At 64.7% G+C, this 13,611-nt stretch carries 11 protein-coding genes; all 11 read right to left on the bottom strand.

The window, feature by feature from the left end; all coding sequences use genetic code 11:
- Positions 1-276 precede the first annotated feature (276 nt).
- The 11 genes from J0X19_RS21325 to J0X19_RS21275 all read right to left on the bottom strand — a co-directional run bounded on the left by J0X19_RS21325 (position 277) and on the right by J0X19_RS21275 (position 13,538).
- Positions 277-1,185 carry a helix-turn-helix domain-containing protein gene (locus tag J0X19_RS21325; RefSeq protein WP_242583128.1) on the bottom strand — a complete coding sequence of 303 codons (909 nt, stop codon included), beginning with the start codon at positions 1,183-1,185 and terminating at the stop codon, positions 277-279.
- A 69-nt stretch (positions 1,186-1,254) separates the two neighbouring features.
- Entirely contained in the window at positions 1,255-1,548 is a 294-nt protein-coding gene (locus tag J0X19_RS21320; RefSeq protein WP_183405511.1) for a putative quinol monooxygenase, read from the bottom strand.
- Between the two features lie 539 nt (positions 1,549-2,087).
- Positions 2,088-2,975, bottom strand: coding sequence for a xanthine dehydrogenase family protein molybdopterin-binding subunit (locus J0X19_RS21315; RefSeq protein WP_317194802.1), 888 nt, complete (start codon positions 2,973-2,975; stop codon positions 2,088-2,090).
- Between the two features lie 93 nt (positions 2,976-3,068).
- Positions 3,069-3,230, bottom strand: a complete 162-nt coding sequence (locus tag J0X19_RS21310) for a hypothetical protein (RefSeq protein ID WP_206986439.1) — start codon at positions 3,228-3,230, stop codon at positions 3,069-3,071.
- Positions 3,231-3,239: 9 nt separating this feature from the next.
- Positions 3,240-3,506, bottom strand: a complete 267-nt coding sequence (locus J0X19_RS21305) for a hypothetical protein (protein WP_206986438.1) — start codon at positions 3,504-3,506, stop codon at positions 3,240-3,242.
- A gap of 23 nt (positions 3,507-3,529) precedes the next feature.
- Positions 3,530-4,336: a ZIP family metal transporter gene (locus J0X19_RS21300; RefSeq protein ID WP_242583124.1), complete on the bottom strand. Its 807-nt coding sequence runs from the start codon at positions 4,334-4,336 to the stop codon at positions 3,530-3,532.
- The gene (locus J0X19_RS21295; protein WP_206986437.1) at positions 4,336-5,031 is read right to left on the bottom strand and encodes a DUF305 domain-containing protein; all 696 of its coding nucleotides are present in this window, start codon (positions 5,029-5,031) and stop codon (positions 4,336-4,338) included. The genes J0X19_RS21300 and J0X19_RS21295 overlap by 1 nt, the downstream gene beginning before the upstream one ends.
- A gap of 28 nt (positions 5,032-5,059) precedes the next feature.
- Entirely contained in the window at positions 5,060-7,207 is a 2,148-nt protein-coding gene (locus J0X19_RS21290) for a heavy metal translocating P-type ATPase (RefSeq protein ID WP_206986436.1), read from the bottom strand.
- 48 nt (positions 7,208-7,255) lie between these two features.
- Positions 7,256-7,867, bottom strand: coding sequence for a hypothetical protein (locus J0X19_RS21285; RefSeq protein WP_125440533.1), 612 nt, complete (start codon positions 7,865-7,867; stop codon positions 7,256-7,258).
- Positions 7,868-7,912: 45 nt separating this feature from the next.
- Positions 7,913-9,097 (bottom strand): efflux RND transporter periplasmic adaptor subunit, encoded by a 1,185-nt coding sequence (locus tag J0X19_RS21280; RefSeq protein ID WP_206986435.1) that lies wholly within the window; start codon positions 9,095-9,097, stop codon positions 7,913-7,915.
- A gap of 22 nt (positions 9,098-9,119) precedes the next feature.
- Positions 9,120-13,538 carry a CusA/CzcA family heavy metal efflux RND transporter gene (locus J0X19_RS21275; protein WP_206986434.1) on the bottom strand — a complete coding sequence of 1,473 codons (4,419 nt, stop codon included), beginning with the start codon at positions 13,536-13,538 and terminating at the stop codon, positions 9,120-9,122.
- Between the last annotated feature and the right edge of the window lie 73 nt (positions 13,539-13,611).

Genomic DNA, 13,611 nt, shown 5'->3' with positions numbered 1-13,611 from the left:
CGTGGACGTGCACCTGAAGTACGGCAAGTACCTCTCCCTGAAAAACTACCTAGCCAAACTGCAGCGGTAACCGAGCCAAAATGCCGCCCCCTAACCGGACGACTCGGAGGTTTTACCCTATTTGTTCAAAAACACCTAAATTACCTATATAATTATATTTTTTATATACTATGCGCCGTATGGGGTCTCTTTGGGAGCCAGCAGCCTATAGAAGAAAGCCTGCGGTCTGGTTGAGAAAAACGATTTCTCCAGCCAACCGCTGGCAGCTCAACAGCGCTAGCTTTCTTCTGCTTTTGCGAACCCAACTGATTCACGAAAAAACTGCGGCGATACGGCCGTATTTTTCTTGAAGAAGCGGCTGAAATAGTATTCATCCCCGAAGCCCAGCGCGAAGGCGATAGCCTTGACGGATTGACTGGTTAGGTACAGTTCGCGTTTGGCCTCCATAATGATTCGCTCCGTGATGAGTTGGCTGAGCGTCTTCTGATAATGGGACTTGACTAGGCGCGTTAGGCTTCGGGCGGGAACTCGTAACAGGTCGGCATACTCCCCGGCCGTGTGCAGGTGGCGGTAGTGCGTATTAATGGCCTCTTGAAGTTGCTGCAGGAGCCAGGGCTCCCGGCCAGACGGGTTCTGCTCGGTGCCTAACGCGGGCTGTGCAGTACGAATACGGATAGCTTTCAGCAAAAAGAGCTTCAGATATAATACGATGGACTCTTGTTGTGCTACCTCTTGGCGCCGTACTTCCTCTTGCATCACAGCTGCCAGGGCCGCAAATTCACGCACCGCCTCTGCTGTAACCGGGAAGAAGGGCGGCTCAAAAATGGTGTTGAACAAGATGCCATTGCTAGCTACCTCCTGCTGATGCCGGTAGATGCAGAAAAAGTCGGCATGAAAATCCAGGACCAGGCCCGCTACAGCGGTGCTGGCTTGGATAGTGTAGGGTTGGTAAGGGCCAAAACAACACAGCGTACTGCCAGCAAACAGGTAGGTGGCAAAGTTGGCGCGTAGCTCGCCGCTGCCCTGCGTAAGCAGAATGAGGGAGTAATAATTATTGCGTTGCAAGTAGTTAAAAGGGGTGTCGTCGCTAAAGGAGTAGCTTCGAAACGCTAATTCACCCGTGTGCGGATGAGTTAGCAGGAGACAGTCAATCGCCATTGCGTGAGAAGAATAGCAGCTAGCCAACCGGACTAACTGCCCGCCAGCCCCTAAAGCGACCTATGCCTGGGCATAGGTCGCTTTAGGGGCTGGTAATTATTTGGCAGCCAAGATAGCTACTTGTTCAATGACAGGCGGCACGGCCAGCAAGTCGGCTGCATGGGCCATCAACGCAGCGGCAATAGGGCCGTTCAGATGCGCCTGCCGGCCCGCTTCATCCGGAAAGGTATCAAAGATACCGAAGGTGGCCGGCGCCAGCTGAATAGCATACCAGGTTATGGTAGCCGGCTCTTGCTGAGCCAGGGGCAGAGCGCCCGTCAAAAATTCGAGTACTGCCTGCTCTTTACCGGGCTTCGCTTCGAGCCGGACCAGCAATCCTACATTCTTCATGGAAGTGGGGGTTAGGTGAATTGATATAACAAAGGTGCTGCCTCTCCGAAAGGATTAACATGGACGGACGCAACTAGTGGCTGGACAAAAAGACCATGGCCGCTTCAAACCAGTATGTGAGCTCGTGTATCATGGTTTAACTGGCCCCGAATGGTGCAGTGGCTGTTGCAGAACTCGGCACGATGCAAAACGTGAAGGGCTTGAGGCTTCGAGCCAGGCTAGAAAAGAACATGAGCAGGCCGTTCATCTATGCTCAGTAACTATTATACGTAGTTGCTGAGCTGCCTTGAGAATTCTGTAACAGCCACTGCACCTCGCTGAGGCCCCCTCTGTTGGTGCTGCACTACGAGTCGCAACGCAGCCTGGCCGCCGGCGGAAGGCTCCAAGTAATCTCAGCTTCCTGCCGTTAGGAAGAACTCATGCACCGCGCCGGCCGCCAGTAGTAGCAGGCGTTGGAGTTCGGTCATGACGAAGGCAGGAGGCAGAAATATATCTTCATCCCCTCTCCTCCTCAGCGGACGCCAGCTGAGGAGGAGAGGTTACAGTAATTTATCCAAGCTCACCGGCAGGTCGCGCACGCGCTTGCCGGTGGCGTGAAACACGGCGTTGGCGACGGCGGCGGCCACGCCGAGGAAGCCAATCTCCCCGATGCCTTTGACACCCAGCGGATTCACGATGTCGTCCTCTTCCTCGACCAGCACCACATCGATGGTGTCAATGTCGGCCATGACGGGAATGTGGTACTCGGCGAGGTTGTGGTTCATATAGCGGCCGAAGCCGTGGTCCATGATGGATTCTTCCATCAGGGCCATGCCAATGCCCCAGACCACCGAGCCCAGCACCTGACTGCGGGCGGTTTTGGGGTTGAGGATGCGGCCGGCGGCCACGGCGTTTACCACGCGCGCTACGTGCACCGTGCCCAGGTCCTCGTCCACTCTTACCTCCACGAACACGGCGTTGTGTGAGTGCATGGAGTAGGGCTGCTGCTTGAGCATATTGGGCCCGGTGGTGGCTTCGGCTTCCACTTTTTCCTCGCCGCTGGCGTCGAGAAGTTCGGCAATGACGACGCGGCGGCTGATGTCCTCATTGAGCCGGATTACCCCGTCCACAAACTGCACGTCCTCAAAAGCGGCGCCTTGCAGCGGCGAATCGGCCAGTTGCTGCGCCAGCTTGAGCAGCTTGTTGCCCAGCGCCTGGCAGGCGGCCTGCACGGCGGTGCCCACGGAGGCGGCCGTCCAGGAGCCGCCCTGCACGGGCGCTTCGGGCAGTTCGGTGTCGCCGAGGCGGAAGGTGACGGCTTCCAGCGGCAAGCCCAGGGTTTGGGCCGCAATCTGAGTCATGATGGTGTAGGTGCCGGTGCCGATGTCGTTGCTGGCGCTGCTCACCATCAGGTGGCCGGCGGCGGTGAGTACGACTTCTCCGACCACCCCCTGCTGGCCGAAGCCCCGTTTGACATGGACCTGATTGCTACCTGGCAGCCGCCAAGCAAACCGGCGTAGGGCCGAGTCGGAGGTTTTACCCTATTTGTTTAACAACACCCCTGGTTGGTGTACGTCGGCCGCTTCGTCGCCCTTGCCCCGGCAACTGCCCAGCAGCAGGCTCAGGGTCACCAGCGGCACCAAGGCGCTGCGCAGCACGGTGGGCCGGAACCGGGCCGGGAACGGAGCTAATGGGAGCAGCATGCCGCGAATTTAAACCAGGGTGGTGCTCACTACGTGGCTGCGCGCTTCGGGCTCGCCCTGCTGCGTTTCGTGCTGTACGTAGTATTCCAGCAAGGTGCCCGGCGCAAACGAGTCGGTGTCCAGAAAGGGCGAGCGGGCATTCACCGCCACGCGCTGCCAGGACGAAACTTCGCCCCCGACGCGGCGAAATACGTGAGCCACTTCCAGCAGGTCTTTGGAAAAGGCGATATGGCGGCCCGTAGGCTCCAGGGTCAGGTCAATTTTGGCGGTGTGCATGCGCAAGAAAGATGAGGGTACAGCTAGGCAACCATGCCCAGCAGCAGGAATAAGAGAAAGCCCACGAAAAAGGACAGCGTGAGCAAGGGCGTTTCGGTTTCCTCGTGGGCTTCGGTCAGCAGCTCCTCGGTGACGAGGAACAGCAGCGCGGCCAGGCCAAAGGAAAGCACGATTTCCAGCAGGTTGCCGGTGGCCCCGCGCAGCACCGTGGTGCCGATACCCGCCCCCACCAGCAGCATGAGCGAGGTGCCGGCCACGATGGCCACGGCGCGGCCCTTGCCGTGCCCATCCTGGCGCAGCTCCACGGCCGTCGCCAGGCCCAGCGACAGCAGCTCAATGGTGAGGGCAATAGCCAGCAGGGTGCCTTCCTTGGCGCCGGCAGCAAAGCCGATGCCCAACAGCAGGCCGTCGATGAGAATGTCGATGCCGATGGCTACCAGCAGGCCCCAAGGCAACGGGCGAGCCGTTGTTGCTGCTGGAAGGGGACCGGTACCAGCCAGCGGCGCGGCAGGTTCCGGCCCGGCTTCGGCCTGCTTTTCCAGGCGCTGGGTCAGGTAGCGCAGCCCAAGCATGGCCGCCACACCCAGCCCGAAGCCCAACGCTACTTCGTAGGGCGCGTGGTGGGCCACAATGTCGGGCAACAGCTCCACGGCCACCACCGAGAAGATGACGCCGGCGGCAAAGTGCAGGATGGCACTGCGCAGCTTGGCGCCGGGCGTGCGCCATACGGCCAGGGCCGCGCCGGCAATCATAACAATAGCCGGCAGCAGCGAAAAGCCCAGCATGGTGGTCCAGTCCGGGGCAGCGGCGGTGGGAAGGGCAAGCAGCATCACGGGGCCGGTTTAGGTGAGGGAAGGGAAGCGGAATGGGTTTGCAGCCAGCGCTGGTACTGCCGGACCTCGGCCTGCTCGTCGCGCACGATATTGCGGGCGGCGGCTTTGACTTCCGCGTTGCGGCCGTACGCCAGCTCGGTCTGGGCCAGCGCAACGCCGCTCTGGTGGTGCCGCACCATGAGGGTGGCAAAGTCGGTGTCGAGGCTGCCCGAGGCGGGCGGCAGCTCGCGCAGAGGAGCCAGGGCCGCCGTCATCCGCCGCACAAACGGGTCCCGGGCATTGCCCGGCCGGTATTCCTGGCCAGCGGGCGGCTCCCGGGTCAGGGCCAGGGTGAGCACATGGTTGTCGCGCTCGTGGCCTTTGAGCACGTGCTGGGCCTGCGCGCGCAGGGTCGAGTCCTTGCCCTGCGATACTTCCACGGCCGCCAGGCGCTGGGCGCCCGCGTGGTGCACGCTCATGACGCGGGCAAAGTCTTCGTCCCAGCAGCCGATGCGGCGCACGGTGTCGAGCTGCTGCACCAGGAGCTGCACCGTGTCGCGCAGGGAAGTGGGCGCCGCCGCTGGCGCCGGTTTTGGCTTTGCGCCGGCGTGCACCTCCTGCTCGTGCTCATCGGTATCGTGCCGCGAGCTGCAGCTAACCCCGCACAGGCCGCTGGCCACCATGCCGGCAAACAGGACAACGCGCAGTTTCATGATAGGCATCGATAAGAATTGGGGCTAATTACGAGCGGGGCGCTTCCCCCTTGCTGGTAAAGTCCATGCGCTGGATGCGCACGGAGTTGAGAATGGCCAGCAGCGCTACCCCTACGTCGGCAAAGACGGCCTCCCACATGGTGGCCACGCCGCCGGCGCCCAGCGCCAGCACGATGCCCTTCACGATAAAGGCCAGCCAGATGTTCTGCCACACCACCGTGTGGGTAGTGCGGGCAATGCGCCGGGCGGTGGCAATTTTACTCGGGTGGTCGGTTTGAATCACCACGTCCGCTGTTTCGATGGTGGCGTCCGAGCCCAGCCCGCCCATGGCAATGCCCACGTCGGCCAGGGCTACCACCGGCGCATCGTTCACCCCATCGCCCACGAAAGCCAGCTTGTTGCCCTCGCTGATGTACTGCTGCACATAGCGGGCCTTGTCTTCGGGCAGCAGGCCGCCGTGCGCTTCGGTGATGCCCAGCTCCTTGGCCACCCGCTGCACGATGCTGTCTTTGTCGCCGGAGAGCATCACGATTTTGGTGATGCCGTCGGCCTTGAGCTCCTGCACGGCGCGGGCCGCGTCCTCTTTGGGGGCATCTGCCACGGTCAGGTAGCCGGCGTATTTGCCGTCCACGGCGGCCACCACGATGCTGTCCACCACCTGGTCTACTTCCGGCGGGTAGGCCACGCTGAATTTGGTGAGCAGCTTGGTGTTGCCGGCCAGCACGTCGCGGTCGTCCACTTTGCCGCGCAGGCCGTGGCCGGCAATTTCCTCGACGCCTTCCACGGGCACGCCGGTGGCGGCTGCCCCCACGTGGGTGACGACGGCCTTGGCAATCGGGTGAGTCGATTTGGTTTCCAGCGCGCCCACCAGGCGCAGCAGCTGCTCCGGGGTGGTGCCGGCGGCGGGCTGCACCTGCTGCACGGCAAACACGCCCTGGGTGAGCGTGCCCGTCTTGTCCATCACCACCGTGTCAATCTCGCGCAGCACGTCCAGGAAGTTGGAGCCCTTGAACAGAATGCCGGCCTTCGAAGCCGCCCCGATGCCGCCGAAGTAGCCCAGCGGAATGCTGATGACCAGCGCGCAGGGGCAGGAAATGACCAGAAACACGAGCGCCCGGTAGAGCCAGGTGCGGAACACGTAGTCGTCGACCACGAAGTAAGGCACCACGATGAGCAGCACGGCGAGCCCCACGACAATGGGCGTGTAGATTTTGGCAAACTTGGTGATGAACTGCTGGGTCTTGGCCTTGCGGCCCACCGCGTCCTGCACCATGGCCAGAATCTTGCTCAGCTTGGTGTCCTTGAAAGCCGCCGTTACGCTCACCTGAATCAGGGACTCCAGGTTAATCATGCCCGCCAGCACGGGCTCGCCCGGCTGCTTGGTCTGCGGGGCCGATTCGCCAGTCAGCGCGGCCGTGTTGAAGTTGGCCGCCGAAGTGTTCAGGGTCCCGTCAAGGGCCACTTTCTCGCCCGGGCGTACTTCCATTACGTCGCCCACCTGCACTTCTTTCGGGTCGAGCACGAGGCTTTGGCCGTTGCGCACCACGGTGACTTCGGTGGCCTGGATTTCGAGCAGGGCCTTGATGCTGCGCTTGGCCCGGTTCACGGCCGCGTCCTGAAACAACTCGCCCACGGTGTAGAACAGCATCACGGCCACCCCTTCCGGGTACTCGCCGATGGCAAAGGCCCCGAGCGTGGCAATGCTCATGAGCAGAAACTCGTTGAAGATGTTGCCCGAGGGGATGCTTTGGATGGCCGAGCGAATGACTTTCCAGCCGACCAGCAGAAAGGCCACTCCGTACCAGAGCAGCCGCACGTAGCCGGCGAAAAAGCCCACCTGGTAGTAGTCCAGCGCAATGCCCGAGAGCAGCAGGGCCAAGCTCACGCCGGGCCAGAGGTAGGGGTTGGCGTCGGCGGGCCCGTGGTCGTGGTCGTCGCCGTCGCCGTGGGAATGGCCGGCGTGCTCGTCGGCTGGTTTACCGGCCAGGTCCACGACTTTTTTGCCGGCCGGGTGGTTGTGGCCGGTGTGGTCGTGGCCGGGCACGTCGTGGCCCTCGGGCGCGGCGGCGGCTTCGGGCGTGAGCTGGTCGCGGCTCAGGGCGCCCACATTTTCGGGCTTCACCTGCTTGGCGGTGTTCAGCTCTTCGTTGGTGTCGGGGGAAGTAGGGTCAGGCATAGGAAGGCAATAGCATCGATGAAAGAATAGGACGGCAGGCGCGGGCGCCTACCAGTCCACAAAAAAGCCGGCCAGTCCCACCAGCACGAGCACCGCCCCGGTGAAGCGGCGCTCGTGCCGGGCCAGGCCGGCGAGGTTAAGGCGGCGGATGCCGGAGTACACCACGGCCACCAGCGCGCTCATGGCCCCCAGCGACACGACCAGGTACGTGGCCATCAGCAGGGCCAGCGTGGCCGTGCCCTGGGAGCCGGCGGCCAGAAAAAAAGTCTGAATCTCCAGGCAGGGCGCCAGGAACATGGTAGCCGCCAGGCCCAGCACCACCCGGCCGCGGGGCCGCCGCGGCACGGGCGATGGGTCCGGGTGGGTGTGCCCGGGCCCGGAAAAGGCGTAGAGCAGGCCAATGACAACGAGCAGCGCCGGGGCGGCCACGCCCGCAAACTGCGAGAAGCGGGCCGACAGGCGCCAGCCCAGCAGCCCCAGCGCCAGGCCCAGCAGCACGGTACTCAGCACGTGGGCCAGGCCTGCCACCATTGTCACCCCCACCGCCCGCCGCAGGGGCCAGCCCTCGGCCCGCGCCACGGCCAGCACCGGCGCCCAGTGGTTGGGAATGGCGGCGTGGAGCAGGCTGAGCAGAAAGGCACCAGTGAGTAGTTCGAGCATGGGCAATCGTGAGAGAGTTATACTGTACGGTTGCAACGGCGGAGGTTACTCCTCCTCTTCCGCGTTTTTCATTTTGGCCAGCAGCGAGTAGGCCCCGTCCGTAACGAAAGTGGTGGTGGACGGCACGGTTTCGGGCAGGGTAACTTCGGTGTAGGCGTCCTCGCTGCGGCCCAGCGTCACTGGCACCATGCGGTAGCGGCCGGGGGCTTCCACCGCGTACGCATAGCTTTTGCCCTCAAAGCGCACCAGGGCCGTGTTGGGCAGGGTCGTGGCGTCGGTGCGGCCCGTTTCGATGGTGGCGCGCACGTAGAGGCCCGGCAGCAGGGCCGGGTCGTTTTCCTGGTCCAGGTGGCCGTGCACGCGCACGGTGCGGTCCTCGCCGATGGCCTTGCCCACCAGGTAGACGTGGGCCGTCCGCTCCCGGCGGGAGCCGGTCGAGTCGCTGGCCAGCGTAAAGCGAATCAGCTGGCCGTGCTGCACCCGGGCCACGTCCCGCTCAAAGACCGTGAGCTCCACGTGCAGGTGTTCGGGGTCCACGATTTCAAACAAGGGCTCGGTGGCCGTCACGCTCTGACCCACCGTCACGTTCACGGCCCGCACGAAGCCGGCCCGCGGGGCGCGCAGCGTGGCCGTGGTGGTGATGGCCCCGCCTACCGGGAGCCCGGCAATGCGCAGCTGCGCGGCCTGGGCGCTGAGCTGCACCTGCAGGGCTTCGACTTCGGCCTGGGCCCGCTGGTAGTTTTTCAGGGGCGCGACTTCCTGCTGGTAGAGCTCCCGCTGGCGGGCCAGCTCGGCGTTGGCAAACTTCAGGCGGCTGCGCAGCTCCAGGTATTCCTTCTGCAGGGTAATAAACTCGGGGTTGCGCAGCACGGCCAGCACTTCGCCCTTGCGCACGCGGGAGCCCTGCAGCAGCTCGGTGCTCTGCACGTAGCCGCCCAGCGGGGCAGTGATGGAGACGGCGCTCTCCGGCGGCACGTCCAGCGTGCCGTTCACGGCCAGGCCCGCGCCCATGGGGCGGGAGCTCACGCGGCCGGTTTTCAGGCCGCCGGCCTGCTGCTCGGCCGGCGACAGGGTCACCAGGTCCGAGGCTTCTTCGGCCTCACCGGCCGGGGATTCGCCTGCTTCGGCTTTCGCGGGCTTCTCATTCGCGCCAGCATTGGATTTGGAATCGGAGCCGCAGCCGGCCAGGGTCAGGTTCAGCAGCAGCGCCAGGGATGCGATATACTTCATGGGTTGTCGTCGAGAGAAAAAGTTATTGAGCGGCCGCGCCCTGCAGGTAGTCCAGGTCGATGACGGTCTGGTTGTGTTGCAGCACGGCGTCGAGGTAGGCGGTGCGCACGGCCAGGGCGCGCTCCAGGTTGAGCAGCAGCTCGGAATAGGTGGTTTCGCCGGCTTTGTAGGAGAGCTGGCTCAGGCGCACGATGACGGCCGCCTGGGGCAGGGCCGTCTGCTCGTAGAAGCGCACCCGGCGCTGCTGCTCGGCCAGGCGCGTGCGCAGCTCGTCGAGCTGGGCCGCGGCTTGCGCCCGGTAGCGTTCGTAGTTGGCCGTGGCCACCTGCTCCTGCAGCTTGGCGGCCTGCACCCGGGCTTTTTGGGGCCCGCGCACCAAGGGAATGGCCACGCCGGCCTGCACGCTCTGAAACCGGTCGCCGGTGCCGTAGGTCTGTGCCCGCCCGTCCACCTCGTAGGTGCCGCGCAAAGACTGGTTGGTGTAGCCCACGTTCACCTGCGGCAGGCCCTGGGCCTGCTCCAGCCGGGTTTCGGCCTGCCGCTCGGCCAGCTGCTGGCGCAGCACCCGGGCTTCGGGCGTCTGGGCCAGCAGGGCCGTGTCAGTGGCCGCGGCGGGCACGGGCAGCAGGCGCAGGGCGCTGTCGGCCACGGCCACCAGCGCGGGGGCTTGCAGCAGGGCCTGCAGCTGCCGGCGGGCAATGGCGTAGTCGGCCTGGGCCCGGGCCAGCTGGTTCTGCGTTTCGCCCTGCTGGATGATGGCGTTGGCGGGCTCCAGGCGGTTGACTTCCCCGGTCTTGAAGCGCAGCTGGGCCGCGCGCAGAAACTCGGCGTAGATGCTGTCCTGCCCGCGCAGGGTGCGCAGGCGGTGGCGGGCGTAAACGGCCTGCTCGTAGCTCAGGCGCACCTGGCGGCGCAGCTCGGCCTGCACCTGGGCCAGCTGCTGCTCACGGGCGCTAATCTGGGCCTGGCTCAGCCCCGCCTGGGCCCGGTAGTAGCCCGGCAGGGCCAGCGTCTGGCCGATGCTGAGCACGTTGTCGGAAAGCGGGGAGTTGACCTGCCCGTAGGTGCCCGTCACGGTGGTGCGGCCCATGTCGAAGGCCGTGCGACGCAGGGCCTGCTGGGCTTCCAGGGAGCGTTGGGCGGCCTGCACCGTGCCGTTGGCCTGCAGGGCCTGGCTGACGGCTTGGTTTGCCGTCAGCGGGCCTTGCGCGCGAACCGGACTGCTAACCAGCAAGCCGCCGAGCAGGAGGAGGACCAGCACCACCGAAACCGGCAGGGCCGGGGTCGTTTGCGGCTTTTGCTCCGGTTTGGGGTTGCGTTCGGACAGGGCGTAGAGTACCGGCAGCACCAGCAAAGTCAGCAGCGTCGCCGTGACCAGCCCGCCGATGACCACCGTGGCCAGGGGGCGCTGCACTTCCGCGCCGGCCGACGTAGACAGGGCCATGGGCAGAAAGCCCAGCGAGGCCACGGTGGCCGTCATCAGCACCGGCCGCAGGCGCACCTGCGTGCCTTCCAGAATGCGCTGGTAGAGGTCCGTGCGGCCCTCTTCTTTGAGCTGGTTGAAGTAGCCGATGAGCACGATGCCGTTGAGTACGGCCACGCCGAAGAGGGCAATGAAGCCCACCCCGGCCGAGATGCTGAAGGGCATGCCCCGCAGCCACAGGGCCAGCACGCCGCCGATGGCCGAGAGCGGAATGGCGGTGAAAATCATGACCGACTGCTTCAGCGAGCGGAAGGTGAAAAACAGCAGCACGAAAATCAGCAGCAGGGCCACGGGCACGGCAATGCTCAGGCGCTGGGTCGCTTCGCGCAGGTTCTCGAACTGCCCGCCGTAGGTGGCGTAGTAGCCGGGCGCGAACTTGAGCTGTCGGTCCATCTTGCCCTGCAGCTCCTGCACGATGCTTTCCACGTCGCGGCCCCGCACGTTGAAGGCCACGGTGATGCGGCGCTTGGCGTCGTCGCGCTGAATCTGGTTGGGCCCTTCCTGCAGGCCCACGGTGGCCACCTGCTCTAGGGGCACCTGCTCGCCGGCGGGCGTGGCCACCAGCAGCTGGCGCACCTGGCTGATGTCCTGGCGCAGCTCCGGGGCCAGGCGCAGCACCACGTCAAAGCGGCGCTCCTGCTCGAAGAGCTGCCCGGCGCTCTGCCCGGCGAAGGCCGTCTGTACGGTGCGGTTCACGTCTTCGGCGTTCAGGCCGAAGCGGGCCATGCGGTTTCGGTCGAGCTTGACCACGATTTGGGGCAGGCCGGTGACCTGCTCCACGTACACGTCTTCGGCCCCTTCCACCTGCCGCACCAGGCGGGCCGCCTGGTCGGCGTAGGAGGCCAGCCGGTCGAGGTCCTCGCCGTAGATTTTGAGCACCACGTCCTGCTTGGCGCCGCTGATGAGCTCGTTGAAGCGCATCTGAATGGGCTGCTGAAAGCCGAACGTCACGCCGGGAATCACGCTCAGGGCCTTGGCCATCTTGTCGGCCAGCTCTTCCTGGGTGCGGGCCGAGGTCCACTTGCTTTGGTCCTTTTCCAGCAGCACCATCACGTCCGCGGCTTCCACCGGCATGGGGTCGGTGGGGATTTCGGCCGCGCCAATCTTGGCCACGACTTCCTTGACTTCCGGAAACTGCTTGGTCAGAATCGCCGCCGCCTGCTGGCTTTTGTCTACCGTGTAGCTCAGCGAGGAGCCGGTAAGCGTGCGCATCTCCACGGCAAAGTCGCCTTCCGCCAGCTGCGGAATAAACTCCCCGCCCAGGGTGCGGAACAGCAGCACGGCGCCGGCAAACAAGCCCACGGCCGTGCCCAGCACCAGGGCCCGGCGGCGCAGGGCCCATTCCAGCACGGGCCGGTAGCGGGCTTCGAGCCAGCTCATCATGCGGTCCGAGAAGTTGCGCTTGTGCTCCGTGTCGCGGCTCAGGCCCAGCGCCGACATCATCGGCACGTAGGTCAGGCTCAAAATGAAGGCACCCACGATGGCAAAGGCCACGGTTTCGGCCATCGGGCGGAACATCTTGCCCTCGATGCCGGCCAGGGCCAGCAGGGGCAGGTACACAATCAGGATGATGATTTCCCCGAAAGCGGCCGAGGAGCGGATTTTGGAAGCTGCCTCGTAGGTGGCCTCGTTCATCTGGCCAGGGCTCAGCCGGCCCCCGGCCTCGTCGGGGTGCGAGGCCGTGCCCACGTGGTGCTGCAGGCGGTGCACGATGGCTTCGACAATAATCACGGCCCCGTCCACCACCAGGCCGAAGTCAATGGCCCCGAGCGAGAGCAGGTTGCCCGACACACCGAACAGACGCATCATGCTGATGGCAAAGAGCATGGCCAGCGGAATGACCGAGGCCACCACCAGGCCCGCGCGCAGGTTGCCCAGAAAGAGCACCAGCACGAAAATCACGATGAGGGCTCCTTCGAGCAGGTTTTTGCTCACCGTGTGGATGGCGCGGCCCACTAGGTCGGAGCGGTCCAGGTACACGTCGATGGTCACGCCCTCAGGCAGGGACTTTTCCACCGTCACCATCCTCTCTTTGACGGCTTTGATAACTTCGTTGGCGTTGGCCCCCTTGAGCATGAGCACGATGCCGCCGGTGACTTCGCCCTCGGCGTTGCGAGTCATGGCCCCGTAGCGCACGGCCGAGCCCAGGCGCACGTCGGCCACGTCGCGCACCAGCACGGGCAGCCCGCCCCGGGTGTTGCGCACCACGATGTTGCCCAAGTCGGCCGCATTCTCGGCCAGGCCTTCGGTGCGGATGAAGTAGGCCGTGGGCTTCTGGTCGAGGTAAGCCCCGCCGGCGTTCTGGTTGTTGCGCGACACGGCCTGGTACACCTGCTCGGTGGTCACGTTCAACGAGCGCAGCCGCGTGGGGTCCAGCCGGATTTCGTACTGCTTGAGCAGTCCGCCGAAGCTGCTCACGTCTGCCACGCCGGGCGTGCCCAGCAGCTGCCGCCGCACAATCCAGTCCTGAATCGTGCGCAGCTCGCGGGCGTCGTACTTCTTCTCGTAGCCGGGCTTGGCGCGCACCAGGTACTGGTACACTTCGCCCAGGCCGGTGCTCACCGGCGCCATTTCCGGCCGGCCGATGCCCTGGGGAATCTGGCTTTCGGCTTCGCGCAGGCGCTCGGCCACCTGCTGGCGGGCCCAGTAGATGTCAATCTTATCCTCGAAGACGATGGTGACCACCGAGAGGCCGAAGCGCGAAAACGAGCGCACTTCCTCGCGGCCGGGGATGGTGGCCAGGCTCTGCTCGACGGGAAAGGAGACGAGCCGCTCGATGTCGCCGGCGGCCAGCGACGGGGCCACGGTGTAGACGACGACCTGGTTGGTGGTGATGTCGGGCACCGCGTCGACCGGGAGCCGACTCAGCGAGTAGCCGCCCCAGGCCACCAGGGCCAGGGTCAGCAGCCCGATGATGAGCTTGTTGTGAATGGAAAAATGAATCAGCCGGTCAAACATCCGTTGCTGTGGGGGTTAGGTCTAACGCTTCGGGTAAACCCTGCCGGCCCACGGCTCCAGGCCTTAGAAGGCG

It is taken from the genome of Hymenobacter telluris (genome assembly GCF_017313265.1).
In the GTDB taxonomy this organism is placed as follows: Bacteria; Bacteroidota; Bacteroidia; order Cytophagales; family Hymenobacteraceae; genus Hymenobacter; species Hymenobacter telluris.
The sequence above is the reverse complement of the archived record's forward strand: the minus strand, read 5'-3'. Positions and strand labels throughout refer to the sequence as shown.

What these genes read in the sequence shown, in the direction of transcription:
- J0X19_RS21320 (WP_183405511.1), bottom strand. Translation starts at nt 1,548, where the DNA reads ATGAAGAATGTAGGATTGCTGGTCCGGCTCGAAGCGAAGCCCGGTAAA.
- J0X19_RS21310 (WP_206986439.1), bottom strand. Translation starts at nt 3,230, where the DNA reads ATGCTGCTCCCATTAGCTCCGTTCCCGGCCCGGTTCCGGCCCACCGTG.
- J0X19_RS21305 (WP_206986438.1), bottom strand. Translation starts at nt 3,506, where the DNA reads ATGCACACCGCCAAAATTGACCTGACCCTGGAGCCTACGGGCCGCCAT.
- J0X19_RS21300 (WP_242583124.1), bottom strand. Translation starts at nt 4,336, where the DNA reads ATGCTGCTTGCCCTTCCCACCGCCGCTGCCCCGGACTGGACCACCATG.
- J0X19_RS21295 (WP_206986437.1), bottom strand. Translation starts at nt 5,031, where the DNA reads ATGAAACTGCGCGTTGTCCTGTTTGCCGGCATGGTGGCCAGCGGCCTG.
- J0X19_RS21290 (WP_206986436.1), bottom strand. Translation starts at nt 7,207, where the DNA reads ATGCCTGACCCTACTTCCCCCGACACCAACGAAGAGCTGAACACCGCC.
- J0X19_RS21285 (WP_125440533.1), bottom strand. Translation starts at nt 7,867, where the DNA reads ATGCTCGAACTACTCACTGGTGCCTTTCTGCTCAGCCTGCTCCACGCC.
- J0X19_RS21280 (WP_206986435.1), bottom strand. Translation starts at nt 9,097, where the DNA reads ATGAAGTATATCGCATCCCTGGCGCTGCTGCTGAACCTGACCCTGGCC.
- J0X19_RS21275 (WP_206986434.1), bottom strand. Translation starts at nt 13,538, where the DNA reads ATGTTTGACCGGCTGATTCATTTTTCCATTCACAACAAGCTCATCATC.